The sequence below is a fragment of the Candidatus Magnetobacterium casense genome (genome assembly GCF_000714715.1).
In the GTDB taxonomy this organism is placed as follows: Bacteria; Nitrospirota; Thermodesulfovibrionia; order Thermodesulfovibrionales; family Magnetobacteriaceae; genus Magnetobacterium; species Magnetobacterium casense.
The window spans coordinates 1-19622 of the sequence record NZ_JMFO01000013.1 but is presented as its reverse complement, the minus strand read 5'-3'; the positions used below and the strand labels follow the sequence as shown (position 1 = coordinate 19622).

Sequence of the window (19622 nt, the reverse complement as noted above, 5' to 3'; positions counted from 1 at the left end):
AATTGAGTGTGAAATAATGGGGTCAAGGGGACTGGTCCCCTTGCGGGGGGTTCTAAAGGGGGGCGGAGCCGCCCCTTTATTTCTTGTATGCAAGCAATTTTGGTACCCTAAAAAACTCGAATTCGATCAGTATAAACGTATTTTGCGAAAAATATAGGTTATATCGGAGGTCTTTCTAAGTGGCAAACAAAGGGACGATCTTAGTTGTTGAAGATTCAATGATACAGGCAGAAATGCTAAAACGCATTCTCCAAAGGCACGGCTACGGCGTGATTACCGCATCAAATGGCAAACTTGGGCTGGAGCTTGCTTTAAATAATATGCCCGACCTTGTAATAAGCGATATTATTATGCCTGTGATGAATGGCTATGAGCTTTGCAGAGAGATTAAAAATAATGAGAATATCAAGCGAATACCGGTAATATTGCTGACCGAGTTAAAATCCGTCACAGATATTCTGGAAGGACTTGAGTCTCTCTCCGATGACTATATAACAAAACCGTATAGTGAGGATTATCTTATTTCTAAAATTGAATCACACATTTATCCCACTATTGCAATCGATAATACAACAGACGTGGAGAAGGGTTTTGAGGTAATCTACAAAGGGGCAACTCATATGCTTTACACGAATTACAAGAAAATATTCAATCTCCTTATTTCCACTTATGAAAACGCCATTCATCAATATCAGGAGATTTTGGACTCCAGAGAGACCCTTAAAAGACTTAACGACGAACTTGTTGAGCAAACACACATAATTAAACAATCCGAGGAGATGTTTAAGTTTTTTGTTCAAACCATACCCGATGTAATATACAAGATCGATATCGACGGTAGATTTACCTTTATAAATAACAGCATACGTAACTATGGATATGAACCTGAGGATCTGATAGGTGAGCACTTTAGCAAAATATTTAACACGGAAGACGTAAAAAAAATAAGCAGAGCCGAGGTTCTCCCGCATTTCATCGGAAAAAGCACGGGCACTTTAGAAGCACCTAAGCTCTTTGATGAAAGAAGAACCGTTGACAGAAAAACTTTCGGTCTTGAGGTTCATCTGAAAACAAAGGACTCTGAGTTGTCAGGCAAATCAATAATTGCCGAGGTATCCAGCTATGGCATATATAAGTTCAACACCCACAAACACGTCTCCGACCTTGAGGGTACGTTGGGTGTCATAAAATGCAAGCAAGAAGATTTCTTGGGTTCCGGTGGTATTATTAAAGATATTACCGAGAAAAGACGCACAGAGAAGGCGCTTGTTGAGTCGGAAAAGATGGCACAAGCATTGATGGAAAACGCATGTGATGCCATCTTGATAGCCGACATAGAGGGAAATCTAATCGATGCCAACAAAAAAGCTGTTAAATTACTAGGATATGATAAAGCGGAACTCCTTCATATGAAATACACAGACATTCATCCACAGAATGAACTTATGAGGGTTATTGATCATTTTCAAGGCACTGTTGAAAAAGACCTCCGCGATTACATAGAAACACAGGTATTAAGCAAAAACGGCAGTAATACTTTTGTTGAAATCTCTGCCAGCCTCATAAAGATTAATGGTAAAAAACTTGTGCAAGGCATATTCCGTAACATCACAGAGCGTAAGCTGTCACAAGAGAGACTTCGCAGGCAAGAACAGTTATTAATTCAACAATCAAAGATGGCTGCTATGGGTGAAATGATAGGTGTAATATCGCACCAATGGAAGCAACCATTAAATGGGCTTGCTCTCATTATCCAGAACCTTAGAGATGCTCGCGAATATATAGAGATTGATGATAACTATATTAACAATTTTGTAAACGACGCAATGGACCAGGTTCTTTTTATGGCAAAAACGATAGATGAATTCAGAAATTTCTTTAAACCATCAAAAGAAAAAGAAACATTTAACATAATGGGTGTTATAGGAGAAATATTTTCACTACTTTCACCGCAGTTGAAAAACAATGCAATATCTTACAAGATAACATGTAATCCGCATAACAAAGCATTCAGGGACCACTCCGTGGTAATGTCATGTAATGCCATATTAATTACGACATATAAGAATCAGTTAGCCCACGTTATATTAAATTTAATAAGTAATTCAAATGATGCTATCATAGAGAGAAGGCAGAAAGGCTTATTGCTTAAAAGTGGCATGATATCGGTTGACTGCTATAAAGAAAATAATTTACTGAAGGTAGAGATAAGTGACAACGGAGGAGGAATTCCTGATGAAATAATTGATGGAATCTTTGAACCTTATTTTACAACGAAAAAAGATAAAGGTACCGGAATAGGTCTTTATATGTCTAAAGTAATCATAGAGGAAAGTTTAGGTGGCAGAATATATGCCAAGAATATAGAAGATGGCGTCATGTTTATATTAGAATTTGATGTTTCCGCACAATTACCCCACCTCCGATGACTCGGTTGCCGACATAAAATACGGCGCTCTGCCCCTGTGCCGGTGCCCACTGGGGAGTATGCAGGATGACCCTTTTTGCGGTGCTGCCCTCAATGTCCGCTATGTCTGCGGGCACGGCTGCCATCGTTGAACGAAACTTAACCAGGACGCTGTCGGGAACCTCAGTTGTCGGAACCAGCCAGTTGATAGCGTCAACCGTGAATTGGGTCTTTACGCCACACTCCTTTGGGCCAACTATCAGGGTATTGGTTGCCGTGTCGATGTCGATGACGTATAGGGGTTGCTTTGCCGCGATGCCAATGCCGCGTCTCTGTCCGACGGTGTAGGCAAATAGTCCCCCGTGAGTGCCGATGGTCTTGCCGTCCACGTCCACGATTGGCCCTGCGGCCTGAATGTCCGGTGAATATGCGCTGAGAAAGCCACGATAACCGGTGTTGTCAACAAAACATATGTCCTGGCTCTCCGGCCTCTTGTGGCATGGAAGATCAAGCCCTGCGGCCAATTCCCTGACACGGGGCTTGGTCCACGGGCCAAGAGGGAATTTCACCCTCGACAGCATATCAATGGTCAACACGTACAAGAAGTAAGATTGGTCCTTTGCCATGTCCGTGGCAGTCATCAACGCCGGTTGGTCCGTGCCTGCGGCATAATGCCCCGTGGCTATGCAGTCAAACCCCCTGGAATTGGCCTCAGCCAGGAGGTATGGAAACTTGATATGTTGGTTGCACAACACACACGGATTTGGCGTGACACCCCTGGAGTACCCCTCGATGAATGGCTCAATGACCCGCTGCATGAACTCAACACGTACATCTGCAAGGCTGTGCCTGATGCCAAGAGCGGCGGCAGTTGCCCTGGCGTTGTTGAGGGATGCTGCCGAGCAGCACGTGTTGGTCGTGTCGGGGGTTTTTGCAGCATCGCTGTTGCTACCCCATAGCAGAAAACTCAGACCTTCGGTATAATAACCCTGCTCTTTGAGCAGATATGCAGCGACAGAGGAGTCAACCCCACCGCTCATTCCTATGAGCACGCTTTGGCCTGCCTGCCCCTTTTTGGATGTCACACCGTTGGCCACGTGTCAGGCGGGATGTTATAGTTTGCTTTTACCGGTATCTGCGTCTGGGTTTGTTTAGCCGTTGCTCCAGCTTATCCAGGGCAGCATTGAGCTTATGAACCTTTTGGGGGGTCAGACGGCCTGACGCCATTGCCTTTGCGTCTCTGATCTTATTCAGTGCAATATTAAGATGTTCCGCCCTTTTAGGCGTCAGTTGCCCACTGCTTATTTTAGCGTCTATTTCCCTCTGTATGGAATTGATTCGCTCATCGAGTGCAACGCCTGGTTGATTAAAAGCACTTGCCACCACCACGGATGTCACCAAAAACGCCGCTATTACCACTACGGTTCTCATAGGCTACGGCTTCCTACAAGCACCCTTCTCAACCACCCTTCTGCAAGCACCCTTCTGCAACCTCTCTGCTTGTACCAGTCCTTTAAATGTATGTAAGCCAATGGCTGTACTTATCCACCAGTCCGTGTACGGAGTCAAAGAAGATTTCCTGTATTCGCTTTGTGACAGAGCCGGGTTTTCCGGAGCCGATTTTACGGCTATCTACCTCTCTGATAGGGGTTACCTCTGCGGCAGTGCCTGTAAAAAAGGCCTCGTCGCTGATGTATAACTCATCCCTTGTGAAGCGTTTTTCTTCCAGGGGGACTTTCTCATTGGCTGCAATTGTTATCACACTGTCTCTGGTGATTCCCTCAAGTATAGACGTAAGGGGTGTTGTCTTTATGACACCGTTTCTCACAACAAAGATGTTTTCTCCGGCACCCTCAGCGACGTATCCCTCGGCATCGAGCAGCAATGCCTCATCAAATCCCATGCTGAGGGCCTCTCTCTTGGCCAGTTGTGAGTTGACATAATAGCCGCTGATCTTGCCACGGGACATGTTAGAATTTACGTGGTTTCTGATAAAAGACGAGGTTTTGACCCTTATGCCGTTTTTAACGCCATCCTCTCCGAGATATGATCCCCAAGCCCATGACGATATCGATACATTTATCGGATTCCCTTTGGGATGCACACCCATTGCTCCGTAGCCGATATACACAAAGGGCCTGATGTAACACTCCTGGAGGCCATTGATCTTTACGCACTCCACGATGGCCGCTTCAATGTCGTCTTTTGAAAACGGTATCACCATTTGCAATATATGGGCTGAGTCAAAGAGCCTTCGCACATGCTCCTTCAATCTGAATATTGCCGGTCCCTTGGGTGTCTTGTAGCAACGGATACCTTCAAAGATACCCATTCCATAGTGCAACGTATGCGTGAGCACATGCACCGTCGCATCATCCCAGGCAACCAGCTTACCATCCATCCATATCTTATCTGTCTTCTCTACCATGATGAGATACATTACACTATCATAGGTTACGATGTCAACAGTTTTTTTTGTGGAGGGGGTTACAGTAAAATAGAAATGTTCGGTTATCTCTGTATCACATGCAGGGCTCGCATTTGACCGTAAGAGAAAAAACTGCCGGCAATCTGTTATACTACATATAAACAGAGGTTGTCAGATATTATGATACCAAACATTGCAGGTCAACAGACAGCATGGCGAGGCAGGTTTCTCAATGCGCTCATCCTGGAGTACCAAACATCCGGGGGTGAGCTGATGCACTGGGAGGCCTTTAAGCGAAACAACTGCGACGGCATTGTGGCCATAGTGCCCTTTACGGCAGACGATCAGACAATAGTGATCAAGCAGTTCAGACCGCCCATTGGCAAGTATGTAATAGAGTTTCCCGCCGGTCTCAACGATCGTAACGAGTCGCTGGCCGCTACGGCCCGACGTGAACTGCTTGAAGAGACCGGATACGACGCCCCGAACCTGGAACAGATAGCCGTTGGTCCGTTGTCTGCGGGGGCATCTACGGAGGTGCTCACCGTCTATGTTGCCAGGGATGCGGTGCGTAAGGGCATGCAAAACCTGGACAGAGGCGAGGATATAGAGATGATAAAACTGCCCGTAAAGGACTTCCATCAACAACTCTACGCACTTGAAAATCAAGATACGTATGTTGACCTGAAGCTCTACGGGCTATTTGTGTTGGGTCTACGGCATATCAGCGCCACACGGGTCACCCTCCCTTAAGGCTACAGGAGGGATACCACGACGCGGAATGCACCCTGGTTCCAAGGGTGGTCTTACGCCTTTATTCGTGCTCAGAGGCAGGGGTCACCACTGCCATAACAACCAGCCGTTCACCCTTTGAGGCCTTAAAGCCGTGGGGAACCATCGGGTCACATAAGATAGCGGTTTTGGCGTCGGCCTCGACCTCTTCCTCACCAACCGTGAAGACCCCGCGGCCCTCGACACAGTACATCACGAGTCTCATCGGGGCCTTGTGGGGCTTGATCTCCTGGCCGGGTTCCAGGCACATCAGGGCCATACGCATCTCAGGCTTGTCCGACAGCATCTGCTTGGAAAAGCTTGTGGCGTTGAAATTTATAAGTTTTTTCAGGTCTAATACTTCCATGTGTTTTTTACCTCCGTGTCTTTCTTAGTTTCATTAATTATAGCACGTTGTCGTTGCAATATGCTATGATGCAAAACATACTAAACTTTTCACGTTTAAATCCAGGGAATAAAAAAAACGTCTTGTTAATTTGGCAATGTCAAATATTATGTGTATTGTCAAAATGCGTTCTCCTTGCTATACCAACGTACTTGCACTAATATACAGTAAATTGATATGATTGTCAATATAGAAACTCAAGGAGACGCAACAGGACAGCCATGGATATAAGGGACAAGGTTAGGGCAACGGTCAGGGCATTTTCGATGTTTGGGATGGATGCCGGTGGTTGCGTATCGAGCATGTGCGTGTTGTCCGGACTTTCCGGCGGACCTGATTCCGTGGCGCTACTGCGGCTGCTGAGGGAGTTGTTCCCGGCTGTAAGCGTCCATGCCATCTACATCGATCACGGCCTCAGACCGCATGAGACGCCTGCCGAAAAGGCGTTTTGCGGCCAACTCTGTGAGCATCTTGGTGTGCCCCTGAGCATACGGGCAATTGAGCCCCTGCAACGCAAGACCCCGGCCACAATGAGACAGAGCCGCTACAGACTCTACAAAGAGACCGCCATGCAAATTGGGGCATCAAAGATCGCCCTGGGGCACAACAAGGACGACCAGGCCGAAACCGTCATGTTAAATCTCATGCGTGGTGCCGGTCTGACCGGTCTGGCAGGGATAGCCCCCACGCGGGGGATGGTCATAAGACCCCTCATTGACGTCTCACGTTGGGAGATATTGCAGTATCTCAACGAGTGCAATCAGACCTACTGCCTGGACTCCTCAAATCTCAAGGACATATATCTGCGCAATCGGGTTCGCATACACCTCATGCCGGCTATGGTGCAGTACAACCCAAACATCGTCGATACCCTCACTCGCAACGCACGCATCATCAGAGAGGAGGATGAGTATTTGGAATTGGCCGTGACAAAAAAGCTGATGACCCTCATAAGCAGAAAGACAGACCAGAAGATAGAGCTGTTCCTGGTCCCCCTGCAGGGTATGGAGAGGGTGTTGCTGAGGAGGTTGCTCAGGCGTGCAACGGCAGCAGTTGAGGCACTCAGGGAGATTGGGGTGCAACACATAGAGGAGATTATCGCGTTGATAAAGAATGCCTCAACCGGGGACAGATTATACCTGCCGGGTGCCGTGAGGGTCATAAAGGGTTACTCCACGCTTGTCATTACATCGGAGCCTCCTGTGCGGATTTCGGAGACCGAGCTGTCACTTCCCGGGGAGGTGGTTATACGGCAGGCTGGATACCTGTTGCGTGCAACGTTGGCGGAGCACTTCAGGCAACCCGAAAACAACCGCCAGGCATGTCTGGATGCCGGTCTGATGTCGTCCCCGCTGAAGGTAAGGGCCAGGGTCAATGGGGATTACTTCTATCCGCTGGGGTTGGGTAAGCGCAAGAAGGTGCAGGACTATTTCGTCGATGAAAAGGTCCCCAGGGATAGTCGCAACAGCATACCGCTAGTGTTGTCAAATGACAACCTGGTCTGGATCGCAGGATACAGACCCGACGACAGGTATAAGGTGACTCCGGCAACAAAAAGCTACTGTCTGCTGGAGCTGATACCAATCAGGTGAGGTATGCCCATAGTTCATCAGCCCCTTTCTTTACTTGTTGGTGTTTAACAACAGTTCAAGGTTTTTCCTGGCATCGGTGTCGTCAGGATTGAGCCTTAGTGTTGTCTGGAACTCCTTAATGGCCTCGTCATCACGACCGAGGATGCCGTAGACGCTGCCCAGGTTATTATGCGCCTCGGCATAATCAGGGTTGAGCTTTATGACCGCTTGATATTCGGCTACGGCTTGCTGATAATTTTCTTGCCTGAACCAGATGTTACCGAGGTTGTTATGCGCCTCAAGGTAATCGGGTTTGAGTTTCAGGGCTGCCTGATAATGTTTGATGGCTGCGTCGAAATCGCCCTGTTTCTGATAAACGTTGCCCATATTGTAATGGGCCTCGGAGTCATTGGGGTTGAGCGCTATGGCCCTTTGATACTGCAACAATGCCTTTTCGTAATCTCCGGCCCTCTCATAAAAGACCCCAAGGTCGTATTGAGGACGGACCTTGTTTGGGCTTTTTCTGACAACGTCTGACCACAGGCTGATCTCATCGTGCCAGACGTTGTTTCTTATGTACGTTGCTACGGCGAGGGTCAGCACGATCAGGATTACCGCCGTTGGCACAATCCACCTGTTTTTCAACTTATCATCAGCGATGATACACACCGAAACAAACACAAGGCAAAACCCCGCCAAGGGTAAATATAGCCTGTGTTCAAAGATAACATCTGCAATGGGTATGATGCCGGATTCCACAGAGAGGGCCAGGAAAAACCACAATATCCCAAAGGCAGTCAATCTCAGGATGCGTTTGTCATTTGCCCTGGCCGACAAGACATACATATAGACCGCCAGCCCTGTGATTGAAGCTATAAACAGCAGTGAGACAAGTATTTTGACGTTAAACAGGGTCCTGTATACGGGGTAATCATAATCGAGATTCTGGTTGACGGGGATAAGCAACAGCCGTATGTAGGTTACAATTACGCGAAACTGTGTGATGAGGTAATCCCACCTGCTGATGTCCGGGGCGCTTGCTATGCCTATAGACCTGCTGATGCTCCCGGCGTCTGACAAAGCCCCCCGACTGCCTATTAGCGTAAGCGGTATCACCACGATTGTCAACATGATTGGCGCCAGAGAGGCAACCCTTTTTCTGAGACCTCCCTCAAGGAACGTAAACTCATAGAGGGCTATGCACAGTGGGATTGTAAATGCAATCTCCTTGGTCTTCATGGCACAGATGGCTGACAGAACGGATACAACATATAGTATAACTTGTGCAGTGACAGACCGGCAGCCCCTGGCCCTGACATACATCACGACCGACAACAGGTAAAACAACGTTGCAAGTGAGGCAAACCTCTGGATAATATAGGTCACCGCCTGTGTGGCAATGGGGTGACTTATAAATAAGAGTGCTCCAAATAAGGCATATAGTTTGGAAGTATCTCTTTCTGCCGTGGTGTTTGAGAGAAATGGCGAATTAAGCGTGAGTATAATAAGCCAGTAGATGAGACCGGCGCTTGTGATATGCACAGCGAGGTTGAAGATATGATATCCGGTAACGTCAAGGGCATTTAGTTTATAGTTTATGGCCAGAGAGAGATAACCAATAAAGCGTGTCTTGAAAAAGTCCTTGACTTGCCTGGATACATCGGCAGATTCAAAGGCCGTGTTGTCGGTAAAGTATTTCAAGGTTCTTATCAGTTGGTTCCTGATAATGTTAGGCTTGTCGTCAAAGACAAAAGGTACCTCAAACGTGTTGGAATAAATCAGCAGACCGACAACGGTTGTTATTAAGACGTGAAAGAACGGATTATTTAAGAAAATCGTGGTTTTCCGCCCTATGATTGTTACAGCGGACTCTGTTGTGGAGTTGCTGCTCTTTGGATTTTTCTGTCCTGATTTCTTACTCAAACAATGCCCGACTTTACCTGCTCTCTTTTAACAACGCTTCAATAAACTTTATAAATATCTTTGCATGGGACAGATATGTATCAATATTATATATATGTTCCAGTATTATTGCATAGCGGGATTCAACGGCATACGCATTTAGTGTTGTAAGAATTTTAATGTATTCCGGTAATTTGATATCGTTATCTTCAGCAAGTTCAACCAGGTCTTCAAGGTCATGTGTTTTAGGGAAAGAAACATCTTTGGAACTCAACAAAGATTTAATAGCCTTTTCAACGCATTGTTGCAAGTGGAAGTATTTTATTTCCTCGGCAACGGATATATTATTAACCACCTGTTCAACAAGCATTAAGTCTTGTTTGGCTTTAATAAATAATATCTCAAATTGTTTGATAAACTTACCCTCTTTCATAAATCACGATACCATTTTTAGCCGCCTCATAGGAAACAGAGTTGACCTGTGTCTTATAGAATTCAAATTCCTCCGGGGACTGTACTATTGTATCAAAGGGCATCAAGATACCCTTTAATGCCCTCCTGGCCTCTGTCATCTCCTCTACCTTTGACTTTAGGATGTCCTTTATTATCAACAAGTCAATATCGCTGTCTTTTGTGGGATTGCCATATGCAAAGCTCCCAAAGAGGATTATCCTTGCAGGGTTTACAACCTTCAATCTCTCTACGATTTTATCCCTCAGTATAGTATCCAGATTCATGATTTTATACTAAACCAACGTGGCCGCCTCTGTCAATGATTCAGGGGGTGCATTCCTAGCCCTTACAATGCGAGAAGGTAAAAGACACGCCGGCATATAGGGTTTTCTCCTTGCGGCGTCTATTACGCGACGAAAGACAGGCGACCCGAACAACGGGAGTTCACAGAGCTTGAGGGTCTTTTCGGCAACTTCACCGAAGGGGTCAGCCTTGATTACGGTTACCAAAGGAACCCAGTCAGGCGCTCGACCTCTGGTCAGGATGTCTTCTATCGCAGCAACCGTAAATTCCTCATGTACCAAGTGCCTGTGTTTCATGTGTCAAGCCCAGGCAACGAGACTGGAGGAGGTGTTTGACCGGCAGCTCGGGCATCACACCAAGCGTCATCCATACTCCACAGAGCCTCACCGGCGGCGTCTATTCCCATGTGCGCTGCCAGAGCTGCCAAATCAAGATAGTCTCTTGTGGCGTTGCGTTGGAGGCACAGGAATGCCTTGATGCGGAGCACTTCAGGCAATGTCGGTAGAACCACATCGTATTTGCCCACACGCATGACCGTTGTTTCCAAAGGTTGCGCACGGCGTAATTGACGCACGCCGGTTTCAACCCCGTCCAGCGAACCAAGAATCAGGACTGGACGTTTGACCCGCGCCGTCTGCCATCCAGCAACCGACTCCAGTTCGGTTAGGACGGTATCAAAGCGTTCACGGAGATCGGAGAGAACATGATCATGGTCAAACGAGAAACGATGCCCAGCGTAAAGTGCCGAAGCCGTTCCGCCGACAAGCACAGCTTCCGGTAACACGCCTTGCAACCGGCACAGCGACGCCAGCACGTCTTCCCATGTTTCGTCTGGTTTGCTCATGATCTCATTATATCACATACGGCATTGTTTTAGCGGGTGAGAAAAACAACGCCAGAGACAAGCGAAGGCAGAGGAGGGGGCGGGGCACGATTTTCCCGCAGCGGGGGGTTGGCAAGGGGTTGGCAACCCCTGGCTCAGTGCCCCTGGCTGAAAGTCGCACCCGCCCCTGCCACAAACCGCCCCTTTCTTTTCTCTTACGGTCAAATGCAATTGCCCCGTCAGCCCCCCAGGTTTCAGCCTATTGAATCTGCCACTCCGTACCAAGCACCGCCGGTAGCCCGCCAAGCGACAACTGCGTGCCATCCATGAGCCAGATGCATATCTCTCCGGTTGCGGAGTTACGCCAGACTATGTCTCTCTTGCCGTCGCCATTAAAATCTCCGACGCTTATGATCTGCCACTGCGTGCCAGCCTTGGCCGTCAGATCGCCGCCGGTTATGGTTGTGCCGTTCATAAGCCATGTGTAGACCATGTCGTTTTCGGTGTTGCGCCACAGGAGATCGCTCTTGCCGTCGCCGTTGAAATCGCCCACGTTGACTATCTGCCACTCCAGGTCAATCGTCGCCGGTGAACCGCCACCCGCTATCGTTGCACCGTTCATCAGCCAGATGTAGACCATGCCGGTTGATATGTTGCGCCACAGGATGTCGGTCTTGCCGTCGCCGTTAAAATCGCTCACGCACGCAATCTGCCACTCAGTTCCAACCGTCCCCGGGGAACCTCCAGCCTTACCGTTCATAAACCATATGTAGGTCATCCCGGTTGAGGTGTTTATCCACAGGACGTCGCTTGTGTCGTCGCCGTCAAAGTCGCCTGAACTCACGACCTGCCAGGCAGAGTCAACCGACGATGGTTGCGACAGCGACGATGGTGAGGCACCGCCTGCTATGTTTGCGCCATTCATGAACCACGTGTAGACCATCCCGTTTGAGGTATTGCGCCACATTATGTCGCTCCTGCCGTCGCCGTTGAAGTCGCCTATGCTTTCGATCTGCCATTCATGGCCGAGCGTCGCCGGTGAACCGCCTCCTGCAACGTTCGTCCCGCCCATGAGCCAGATGTAGACCATCCCGTTTGAGGTATTGCGCCACATTATGTCGCTCCTGCCGTCGCCGTTGAAGTCGCCCATACTTTCGATCTGCCACTCGTCGCCGAGCGTTGCCGGTGAATCGCCGTTTGCTATGTTGATGCCGTTCATGAGCCACGTGTAGATCATGCCGTTTGACATGTTGCGCCACAGGATGTCGCTCTTGCCGTTACCGTTAAAATCCATCCTGGGGATTCTGCACAGCAGGCAGACGCCCTGTGTAAAGCTGACGGAGACGCTCCTGTTTGACGACATCGCTACGGTACACTGGTTGCCGCTTGTGGAGTCGCATCCCGTCCAGCCCCCGAACTTTGACTCCTGCGTCGGAGTTGCCGTCAGGGTAACGGATGTTCCGCTGGCGTAGGTTGTCGTGCCGGTGTTGTCGTTCCAGGTGAGGGTGCCCGTTGAGGCGGTCACCGTGCCGGAGCCGGACTTCGTCACGGTGAGGGCGTAGGTTGTTTGACCCTGAGAGGAGAAGGTTGCCGTAATGTTCTTAGCGGCGCTCATTGTAATGGTACACTGATTGCCGCTTGTGGAGTCGCATCCCGTCCAACCCCCGAACTTTGACTCCTGCGTCGGCGTCGCCGTGAGGGTAACGGACGTTCCGCTGGTGTACGTGGCCGTGCCAGTGTTGTCGTTCCAGGTGAGGGTGCCCGTTGAGTCTGTTACTGTGCCGGAACCGGTCTTCGTTACGGTAAGGGCGTAGGTACCTTGAGAGGAGAAGGTTGCCGTGACATTTTTAGCGGCGCTCATTGTAACGGTACACTGATTGCCGTTTGTGGAATCGCATCCTGTCCAGTTGTCAAATTTTGAGCCGGTATCGGCTGTCGCCGTCAGGGTAACGGATGTTCCGCTGGCGTAGGTTGTCGTGCCGGTGTTGTCGTTCCAGGTGAGAGTGCCCGTTGAGGCGGTAATTACCCCTGAACCTGTACCATCTTTTGTGACATTTAATGTATAGGTTGGTGAACTTCCAACTGTAGTTATCGGTGAGATTGTCATGTTTGTAGTCAGGGAGTTTATTGTGCAGGAAATCGATGATGCAGCGTCACAACCTGTACCCCAGTTTATAGATGTTCCAGCAGGAAGCATTGCAGTCAGTACTACCTGTGTACCTGAGTTGATGGCCACTGACGTGCAAGTACCGCTCTTTGCCGTACCGTTCCATATGCAGTTAAGACCTCCTGTATTGCTCGTTATAGTTGCTACATGTCCGTTTGTTACTGTACCTGATGGGTTGATATCTAAGGTCAACGGAGTTGTTGTTGGTATAGCTATTACAGTTACAGGAATGTTTACGCTAAGTCCATTGTTGGTCACAATGATTGTATCCGTACCACTTCCCTTTGGCGCGACAATGCCATTTTGTAAAACTTCAATGACGGAATTATTTCCACTGGTTGTAACATATGTTGTTCCATTACTATTGGATGTTATATCAATTGATGAGCTTGTAGTCTCACCAATAACCATTATCCTCTGTGCTGTATATGTATTATCAAAAATCATAGAATCTGGGTATATCTTTAAGGATTTTACAGGTTCATTAGTTTTGATTACAACATTAGTTTCAGAATAATAGCCGTTGTTTTTATCATCAACCCCCAGGACTACTATGTTTATCTTTCCCAATTTATTATCTGGTATCTTTATGCTAGTATCTAAGGTTGAGCCATTAACATATAGCATATCAGAGCCTTCAGCAAGTATTAACCATTCTTTAATCACTCCAGTTGATGCCTCTGCACTAATCATTATATTACTGCCAATGTCAACAACTGTTCCAGGTGTAGGGTTAGTGATATTCATATTACCCATACTAGTTATTGTGTGAGATAATGGTGACTTGTCCTTATAGGGTACCAACTGTGGAGATGTTTCGCCGCATGGAAATTTTGATGGCGCAGGGAAATTAGGTGCAAAAAGTTTGTCATCACTATGTAAATTTAAGAGTGTTATCAGCATGTCTTTAGCCAATTTTGCATTTTGTATTTCCATATGATTTGTTTCAAAAACAACGGTATTATTTTTTATACCACCTCCTTGGCTTACCCTCGATACGATTACGTCATGTCTTTGTTCACCACAAAGCAAAGTATCTATTGTTTTGTGTCCAATTATACGGGTTAAGAGGTCTAAAGACAGTTCTAACATATCAGGACTAGCATGTTCAATTCCAATTATAGCGTGTGACGGCAAATCCGTTTGCCCTATCGCTGTTAAAGCTTCACTGCCAGGAATTAGATCGTCCAAGGCCAATCCTAATGGACGCCCAGTCTTGTTCATGATACTTTCTAATGAAACACAAAGTAGTATACCACTGCAAAAACGAGAATCTTTATGCTCTTTCATGAACGCAGCAAGTTGTGAGCCATAGTGTGGGGTATCCATTGTTATAAGTTTATGAATACTGCCAACACCAAAGTTGCTTGACCTTTTGTAATCCGATTGTTTTGTACGGGCACGACTAATCAGACCACCCATGCTATGAGCTATTATGTCAACCTGTGTTCCGGCAAATCCATTCTTGCGTATAGAATTCAATGCGTTGTAAATAGTTGCCTGTAAAGAAAGTATAGGTATTGTATCACGTGTTGGGTTGCAACTACCTGCATTATCATAGCTATAAGTTGCACGGAAAATCTTAAGTTTTTTTGAAAAGTTGCTTTCGAGATAAGATACTAGGCCATCCCAAGCCGCCGGACCTGACCATAAACCATGCACCAATACCACTGGAGGTGGTATCAATTCAATGCTTGTTTCAGCTACTTTAACTGAATTACTTGTCGCTGATATAGTTACAGTGCTATTTGTATCCACAAATTGATTTGGAGCTGTGTACTCTGCGAAAGCATACTTTTTCCCATTAGCAACGGCTATCGGAGAATCTCCTAACACTTTGAATGTACCTTGCGTTGCAGAAAAAGTAACAGGGGTATCACTTTCAATCCGGATCAATAGCTTGGTAACACCATCGGCAACAATGCCAGTCCTTGATGTTAATCCGGTTTGTGCCAACTTTTCATAATCAGTAGTTATGGAGTATGTTTGATCGTTTTTAACAAGTAAATGCCCATTGCATACTGAATCTTTACAATTAGGATCAAGAATCTCTAAACCAGCTCCTACTACACTTCTGACTGGCCAAACCCAGCCAACGTCAGCCTGTTCCATTCCAGAAATGAAACCATTGCCCATATTGAAGGCATAGTTGTAAAACAGCGGCGTATCACCAGGAATAGCAATAGGTGTAAATGCTCTGTAACGGATGCCTGAGTACACGTTTGTAAAACCCTCACTTTTAAGCCAAGTTGCAACATCAACAGAGTCACCATTACAATAATCACCATGATGTGAATATTGATCAGAACCATTCTTGTTACAAATGCTTGCTAACTCTTTTTTAGATGGTAAGTGCCAAGCGCCATCAAGATATTTCTCTTTAAAATTTAAACATGCTATATACTTAATTGCATCATCCCAGTTCTTCCAGCCACCCGTACATTGTCCTATCGTGGGCGTACCAGCATTCTTTGTCCAAACAAGCTTGGTAATGTTATCAGTCATCGTACCGTCTCCATTATCTTTGAAACGCGTGCTTGCGTGAGCGGCTCCGGCAAGGCATACGGCTCCGATTATGGCGATTAACGCCAGGGTAAGCAAGACCTTTACGCCTAACGCTCTGTGTAACCGTGGATACCTCTTCTCTTTGCGGTTGCTATCTCTCCTGAACATAACTTCCTCCAAAAACACTTCGGACTTTTTTGTACTCTATGACCAGTGAAACCGGTCGGGCTATTATATTTGCTGATTGCGTAAAATGGCTAAAATAAAGGATGTATTCATAGGCGACACTCGGGCAATTTTCACCCCCCATAGTGGAAGACGTAATGATGGAAATCGCGGGGTTGGTGATAAGAAAACAGCTAAAACTAGCGTTGCATTGTGTGTGTGTGTGTGTGTGGCAAGAACGTTGCCAGACAGGCCGATGCCACGGTGGTGCTTGGGCACCCTGCCTTGAGTTCAATCATCTTTGACCCCTTCGTGATTGTCATGGGGTTATTATAATCGAAGGGGAAAAATGGTGTCAAGGGAATTTTTGTTCACGGGTTTTTTCAGGGGTGCAGGGACCAAGTATAGTGGTTTATTGATGTGCGGAAGGGCATTGTTGAATTGGCGTGTGTATTGTTGTTACGAGCTATCCGGTTTTGTTTCTGCCGATTTCAACTGCCGAAAAACCTCGTCTGCGTGCTTCATCTGCTGCCTTAACCAAACGAGTTCGGATGGCGTCAAAGGATGGTTGACGTAAGAGATTGCCCCCTTCGGCTTCGGTAAGGGTTGCGATTGCATGTCCGAAACTGCCGCTCCAAAATTCATCAAGTTCTCGTCCATATTTTTTCTCCAACGCTTCAAGTATTTCCAACCTTAATGCCAGTTTCCGGCCATCCCGGCTTTCCGTTAAAGTGGAAACGGCTATAACATGCCCGCCGTTGTCCTCAATATAACCACGCAGATTGGCAATAGTTCCGCCCAACCCTACATGATCATCTATTATAACATAATCGGCTCCATTTCGCACCTGGCCTTCAAATATTGCCGGCGTTACCATCCGATGCGCTGCCCTGGCGCGGGTATGTCCAACCTTGTTTGACTGGACAATAGAGGAGTATTCAACCTCCAAATTGAGTCTGTACGCAATTTCTCTTGCCATCACATTTGGGATGGCGTTAAAACCTTCCTGCTCAATGGCTCCAACTGGAACCACAAGGGGTTTTTTGTCACCAACTTGCCTCCGTAGTTGCTCAACTGCCGAATTGGAAAGTGTATCCTTAACAAGTTGGTAGGCTGCTGCACAATCGCCAGTTTTGGCGGCCTTATAGCATGGATGAGCATCACGCTCTTCTACAGTCGTATGAATCACAACATCAGGGAAATCCGGCGGCCATGGAGTCCTGTGTATTTCCTTTTGCTCCAATTCCTTCATCTTTGCATCCTTTCAGATTTTTTTAAGCAATCCTCACTTAATATTATTGACTAAGAAACCAAGGATGTCTTATTATAAATAAGCAGGCGTCTTTTTTTGCTATGAACAACCCCTGCAAACATTGACAACCACCAAAAACAGGAGGCTGTAAGATGACCACAATATTCAGGGCCAGGGTCTTCAATGGCGTGCTTGAGCCCTTGGAACCTATAGATTTACCATCGGAAGGTAAAAGGGTGAAGGTTACGATTGAAGATGAAGTGGAGGTAAGCCATCCAAAAGATACGGCAGAGCAACCTTCAAGGTGGGCGCGTCTGGCAGAAGAAGTCCACAATGATAGTACATTTGCCGGTCTTAGCGAACACATATTGAAGAGCGTGAAAGAATTTAGAGAGGATTTTGCCTTTAAACATGATGGGTAATACGACATGAACTTCTTGTTTGATACCAACATGGTGGCCTTTTTCTATGATCAAACGTCAGAAAACCATTTAACTGTTTATAAGAGGCTTGCAGCCTTAAAGAACGAGGATAATGTTTATATATCAATTTTGACTGTGTATGAATTAGAATATAGCGTGTTTAATGCTGATGCTCCCAAGAGAATCTTATTGCAACAGCAAGCAGATAAAGCCAGGACTCAATTTGAGATTATACCACTGAGTTACCAGGGGGCACGGATTTACGGAGAGCTAAAATGGCGTCTTAAAAAAGACAGAAACATAAGTCGGGAAAATATCAGAAAGTACAACATAGACCTTATGCTAGCCAGTACAGCTATAGCACAAGACTGCATATTAGTAAGCGGTGACAGGGTCTTTGAGACAATTGTTGGAATTAATGACAAGTTTATTTTTCAGAATTGGCTGATCTGACAAAAAAAAACACTTCGGACTTTTTTGTACTCTATGACCAGTGAAACCGGTCGGTTTATTCTACTTGCTGATTGCGTAAAATGGCTAAAATCAAGGATGTATCCATAGGCAACACTCGGGCAATTTTCACCCCCTATAGTGGAAGACACAAGGACGGAGATCGAGTGGTTGGTTATGGTAAAGTAGTTGAAAATGTAGCTTAGACTAGCGCTGCATTGTGTGGTGGCAAGAACAGTGCCGTACAAGCTGATTTCACGGCGATTAGACCTTCTGTTTTACGTCCAGATAATTTTGACCCCTTCGTGATTGTCATGGGGCTATTGTAACCGAATTAAAAAAGTATGGTAAAACGGGGTCAAGGTGACTTCTTCGCACCCGCCCCTGCCACAAACCGTCCCTTTCTTTTCTGTTCTTCGGCATGTTGTCAAACACTCACCGGAGATGCTATTGTATACAACGGCAATGTCGCAAACACAACTGCAACTCTTTAACAGCCTTCTATACTGGGAGGCGCCACAGGTGGTGTTTCTGGAGGTCACAAACCACTGCAACCTCCGGTGTGTCATGTGCGCCCATGCACAGGACGATCTGAGGATGGACAAGGGACATATGCAGTGGACGATGTTTGAGGATGCCTTCAGGCAGTGTAGTCATATCAGGTCGCTGTGTCTGTTTTCGGCGGGTGAGCCACTGCTGGCAAAGAATTGGGACGCAATCCTTGAGCATTGCACAAAACACCTCCCCCAAGACGTTGATATCAGCTTTTCCACCAACGGGCTGCTGCTGACCCGCCAGAAGATACTCCCCCTGTTGGGCAAAAACATAGCCATAACCATCTCCATCGACGGGGCCACACGACCTACCTATGAGTATATCAGACAGGGGGGGAGCTTTGACAGATTGATAGAAAACATAAAGCTGCTGAACTCACTCAAAGACCAGTACAAAACCGACCGACCCTCCATAGAGATTGCCTTTGCCGCAAGCAGGGATAACGTAACCGAACTGCCACTGATTGCCCAACTGGCCGTGCAACTGAGCGCAACACAGCTCGTTGTAGCACAGCGCATATTCTTCAACGAGGATGACTTCAAAGCGAAATCAGTGTTGTTTGCCAGGGAACAATTTGACAAAAACCTGCAAGAGGCCATTGCCGTCTGCCACAGTCACGGCATAAGCATCATCCACGGCGGAACGTACTCGGGTGAGATTCCTCCCCCGACGGGACTGATCAACAGGTTCTTTGATATGAGGGCTGACGGCAGGTTTGCATGCAGGACGGCAGAACAACACGTATCTATTGGCTTTAAGGGATTGATCAGGGCGTGTTGTTTCATAGACCACCTGTTTATGGGTAATCTCAACTATAATACCCTGTCAGAGGTCTGGCATGGGCATCACTACAGGCGTCTGCGCCTGGATATAAGAAACGGTCGATTTGGTGATGGCTGCAAGAATTGCCCGTTCTTCCAACTGCTCAACAGACACGAGCAGGCATGTCTGCGCACGCTCAATACGCAGTCGCACATACCGGCCTCTCCGCAGATCAGACAACCATATGACGTCTTTGCCCTCAACGGCGAGTTCCAACGCC

General features: G+C 47.0%; 18 protein-coding genes and 1 pseudogene. 7 read left to right on the top strand and 12 right to left on the bottom strand.

The window, feature by feature from the left end:
* Nucleotides 1-179 precede the first annotated feature (179 nt).
* Nucleotides 180-2429: a PAS domain S-box protein gene (locus Mcas_RS16630; RefSeq protein WP_052567054.1), complete on the top strand. Its 2250-nt coding sequence runs from the start codon at nucleotides 180-182 to the stop codon at nucleotides 2427-2429.
* Here the strand turns inward: Mcas_RS16630 and mnmA are convergent.
* From mnmA to Mcas_RS08490, 3 genes are all read right to left on the bottom strand, one after another.
* A complete protein-coding gene (mnmA, locus tag Mcas_RS08500) occupies nucleotides 2383-3459 on the bottom strand; it encodes a tRNA 2-thiouridine(34) synthase MnmA (protein WP_156033280.1) in 1077 nt (358 codons plus the stop codon). The genes Mcas_RS16630 and mnmA overlap by 47 nt on opposite strands.
* A 73-nt stretch (nucleotides 3460-3532) precedes the next feature.
* On the bottom strand, nucleotides 3533-3838 hold the full coding sequence (locus Mcas_RS08495) for a hypothetical protein (RefSeq protein ID WP_040335103.1): 306 nt from the start codon (nucleotides 3836-3838) through the stop codon (nucleotides 3533-3535).
* Nucleotides 3839-3920: 82 nt separating this feature from the next.
* A complete protein-coding gene (locus tag Mcas_RS08490; protein WP_040335143.1) occupies nucleotides 3921-4835 on the bottom strand; it encodes a branched-chain amino acid transaminase in 915 nt (304 codons plus the stop codon).
* A gap of 180 nt (nucleotides 4836-5015) precedes the next feature.
* Here Mcas_RS08490 and Mcas_RS16625 point away from each other — a divergent pair, with 180 nt between their 5' ends.
* Entirely contained in the window at nucleotides 5016-5588 is a 573-nt protein-coding gene (locus tag Mcas_RS16625) for an NUDIX hydrolase (RefSeq protein ID WP_052567052.1), read from the top strand.
* A gap of 61 nt (nucleotides 5589-5649) precedes the next feature.
* On the opposite strand, the gene Mcas_RS08480 is transcribed toward Mcas_RS16625, so the two are convergent.
* The gene (locus Mcas_RS08480) at nucleotides 5650-5973 is read right to left on the bottom strand and encodes a cupin domain-containing protein (protein ID WP_040335102.1); all 324 of its coding nucleotides are present in this window, start codon (nucleotides 5971-5973) and stop codon (nucleotides 5650-5652) included.
* Between the two features lie 260 nt (nucleotides 5974-6233).
* On the opposite strand from Mcas_RS08480, the gene tilS reads away from it, so the two are divergent.
* On the top strand, nucleotides 6234-7604 hold the full coding sequence (tilS, locus tag Mcas_RS08475) for a tRNA lysidine(34) synthetase TilS (protein ID WP_040335101.1): 1371 nt from the start codon (nucleotides 6234-6236) through the stop codon (nucleotides 7602-7604).
* A 30-nt stretch (nucleotides 7605-7634) separates the two neighbouring features.
* On the opposite strand, the gene Mcas_RS08470 is transcribed toward tilS, so the two are convergent.
* The 6 genes from Mcas_RS08470 to Mcas_RS18825 form a co-directional block, all read right to left on the bottom strand.
* The gene (locus Mcas_RS08470) at nucleotides 7635-9506 is read right to left on the bottom strand and encodes a tetratricopeptide repeat protein (RefSeq protein WP_052567051.1); all 1872 of its coding nucleotides are present in this window, start codon (nucleotides 9504-9506) and stop codon (nucleotides 7635-7637) included.
* Between the two features lie 13 nt (nucleotides 9507-9519).
* Nucleotides 9520-9918, bottom strand: a complete 399-nt coding sequence (locus tag Mcas_RS08465) for a HEPN domain-containing protein (RefSeq protein ID WP_052567050.1) — start codon at nucleotides 9916-9918, stop codon at nucleotides 9520-9522.
* Nucleotides 9905-10222: a nucleotidyltransferase domain-containing protein gene (locus Mcas_RS08460; RefSeq protein ID WP_040335100.1), complete on the bottom strand. Its 318-nt coding sequence runs from the start codon at nucleotides 10220-10222 to the stop codon at nucleotides 9905-9907. Before Mcas_RS08460 ends, Mcas_RS08465 begins: the two co-directional genes overlap by 14 nt.
* 9 nt (nucleotides 10223-10231) lie before the next feature.
* Nucleotides 10232-10537 (bottom strand): hypothetical protein, encoded by a 306-nt coding sequence (locus Mcas_RS08455; protein WP_040335099.1) that lies wholly within the window; start codon nucleotides 10535-10537, stop codon nucleotides 10232-10234.
* Complete coding sequence (locus tag Mcas_RS08450; protein ID WP_052567049.1) at nucleotides 10534-11085, bottom strand: hypothetical protein; 552 nt, start codon at nucleotides 11083-11085, stop codon at nucleotides 10534-10536. Before Mcas_RS08450 ends, Mcas_RS08455 begins: the two co-directional genes overlap by 4 nt.
* Before the next feature lie 238 nt (nucleotides 11086-11323).
* Nucleotides 11324-13171 carry an FG-GAP-like repeat-containing protein gene (locus tag Mcas_RS18825; RefSeq protein WP_235203310.1) on the bottom strand — a complete coding sequence of 616 codons (1848 nt, stop codon included), beginning with the start codon at nucleotides 13169-13171 and terminating at the stop codon, nucleotides 11324-11326.
* On the opposite strand from Mcas_RS18825, the gene Mcas_RS18820 reads away from it, so the two are divergent.
* The gene (locus Mcas_RS18820; RefSeq protein ID WP_235203307.1) at nucleotides 13170-13748 is read left to right on the top strand and encodes a hypothetical protein; all 579 of its coding nucleotides are present in this window, start codon (nucleotides 13170-13172) and stop codon (nucleotides 13746-13748) included. The genes Mcas_RS18825 and Mcas_RS18820 overlap by 2 nt on opposite strands.
* A gap of 686 nt (nucleotides 13749-14434) precedes the next feature.
* Here Mcas_RS18820 and Mcas_RS19205 read toward each other — a convergent pair.
* Nucleotides 14435-15736 (bottom strand): annotated as a pseudogene (locus tag Mcas_RS19205) (alpha/beta fold hydrolase); the annotation flags it as partial.
* A 631-nt stretch (nucleotides 15737-16367) separates the two neighbouring features.
* Entirely contained in the window at nucleotides 16368-17153 is a 786-nt protein-coding gene (locus Mcas_RS08435) for a hypothetical protein (RefSeq protein WP_052567047.1), read from the bottom strand.
* Nucleotides 17154-17305: 152 nt separating this feature from the next.
* Between Mcas_RS08435 and Mcas_RS08430 the strand changes: the two genes are divergently transcribed.
* From Mcas_RS08430 to Mcas_RS08420, 3 genes are all read left to right on the top strand, one after another.
* Entirely contained in the window at nucleotides 17306-17575 is a 270-nt protein-coding gene (locus tag Mcas_RS08430; RefSeq protein WP_040335097.1) for an antitoxin family protein, read from the top strand.
* 6 nt (nucleotides 17576-17581) lie between these two features.
* Complete coding sequence (locus tag Mcas_RS08425; protein ID WP_040335096.1) at nucleotides 17582-18028, top strand: type II toxin-antitoxin system VapC family toxin; 447 nt, start codon at nucleotides 17582-17584, stop codon at nucleotides 18026-18028.
* A 447-nt stretch (nucleotides 18029-18475) separates the two neighbouring features.
* Nucleotides 18476-19622: radical SAM protein (locus Mcas_RS08420; RefSeq protein WP_040335095.1), on the top strand; the 1147-nt coding region annotated here is incomplete at its 3' end.

Coding starts and splice junctions, on each gene's coding strand:
- Mcas_RS08495 (WP_040335103.1), bottom strand. CDS start 3,838: ATGAGAACCGTAGTGGTAATAGCGGCGTTTTTGGTGACATCCGTGGTG.
- Mcas_RS18825 (WP_235203310.1), bottom strand. CDS start 13,171: ATGACAATCTCACCGATAACTACAGTTGGAAGTTCACCAACCTATACA.
- Mcas_RS18820 (WP_235203307.1), top strand. CDS start 13,170: ATGTTTGTAGTCAGGGAGTTTATTGTGCAGGAAATCGATGATGCAGCG.
- Mcas_RS08450 (WP_052567049.1), bottom strand. CDS start 11,085: ATGAGCAAACCAGACGAAACATGGGAAGACGTGCTGGCGTCGCTGTGC.
- Mcas_RS08465 (WP_052567050.1), bottom strand. CDS start 9,918: ATGAAAGAGGGTAAGTTTATCAAACAATTTGAGATATTATTTATTAAA.
- Mcas_RS08490 (WP_040335143.1), bottom strand. CDS start 4,835: ATGGTAGAGAAGACAGATAAGATATGGATGGATGGTAAGCTGGTTGCC.
- Mcas_RS08480 (WP_040335102.1), bottom strand. CDS start 5,973: ATGGAAGTATTAGACCTGAAAAAACTTATAAATTTCAACGCCACAAGC.
- tilS (WP_040335101.1), top strand. CDS start 6,234: ATGGATATAAGGGACAAGGTTAGGGCAACGGTCAGGGCATTTTCGATG.
- Mcas_RS08455 (WP_040335099.1), bottom strand. CDS start 10,537: ATGAAACACAGGCACTTGGTACATGAGGAATTTACGGTTGCTGCGATA.
- Mcas_RS16625 (WP_052567052.1), top strand. CDS start 5,016: ATGATACCAAACATTGCAGGTCAACAGACAGCATGGCGAGGCAGGTTT.
- Mcas_RS08425 (WP_040335096.1), top strand. CDS start 17,582: ATGAACTTCTTGTTTGATACCAACATGGTGGCCTTTTTCTATGATCAA.
- Mcas_RS08435 (WP_052567047.1), bottom strand. CDS start 17,153: ATGAAGGAATTGGAGCAAAAGGAAATACACAGGACTCCATGGCCGCCG.
- Mcas_RS08460 (WP_040335100.1), bottom strand. CDS start 10,222: ATGAATCTGGATACTATACTGAGGGATAAAATCGTAGAGAGATTGAAG.
- Mcas_RS08430 (WP_040335097.1), top strand. CDS start 17,306: ATGACCACAATATTCAGGGCCAGGGTCTTCAATGGCGTGCTTGAGCCC.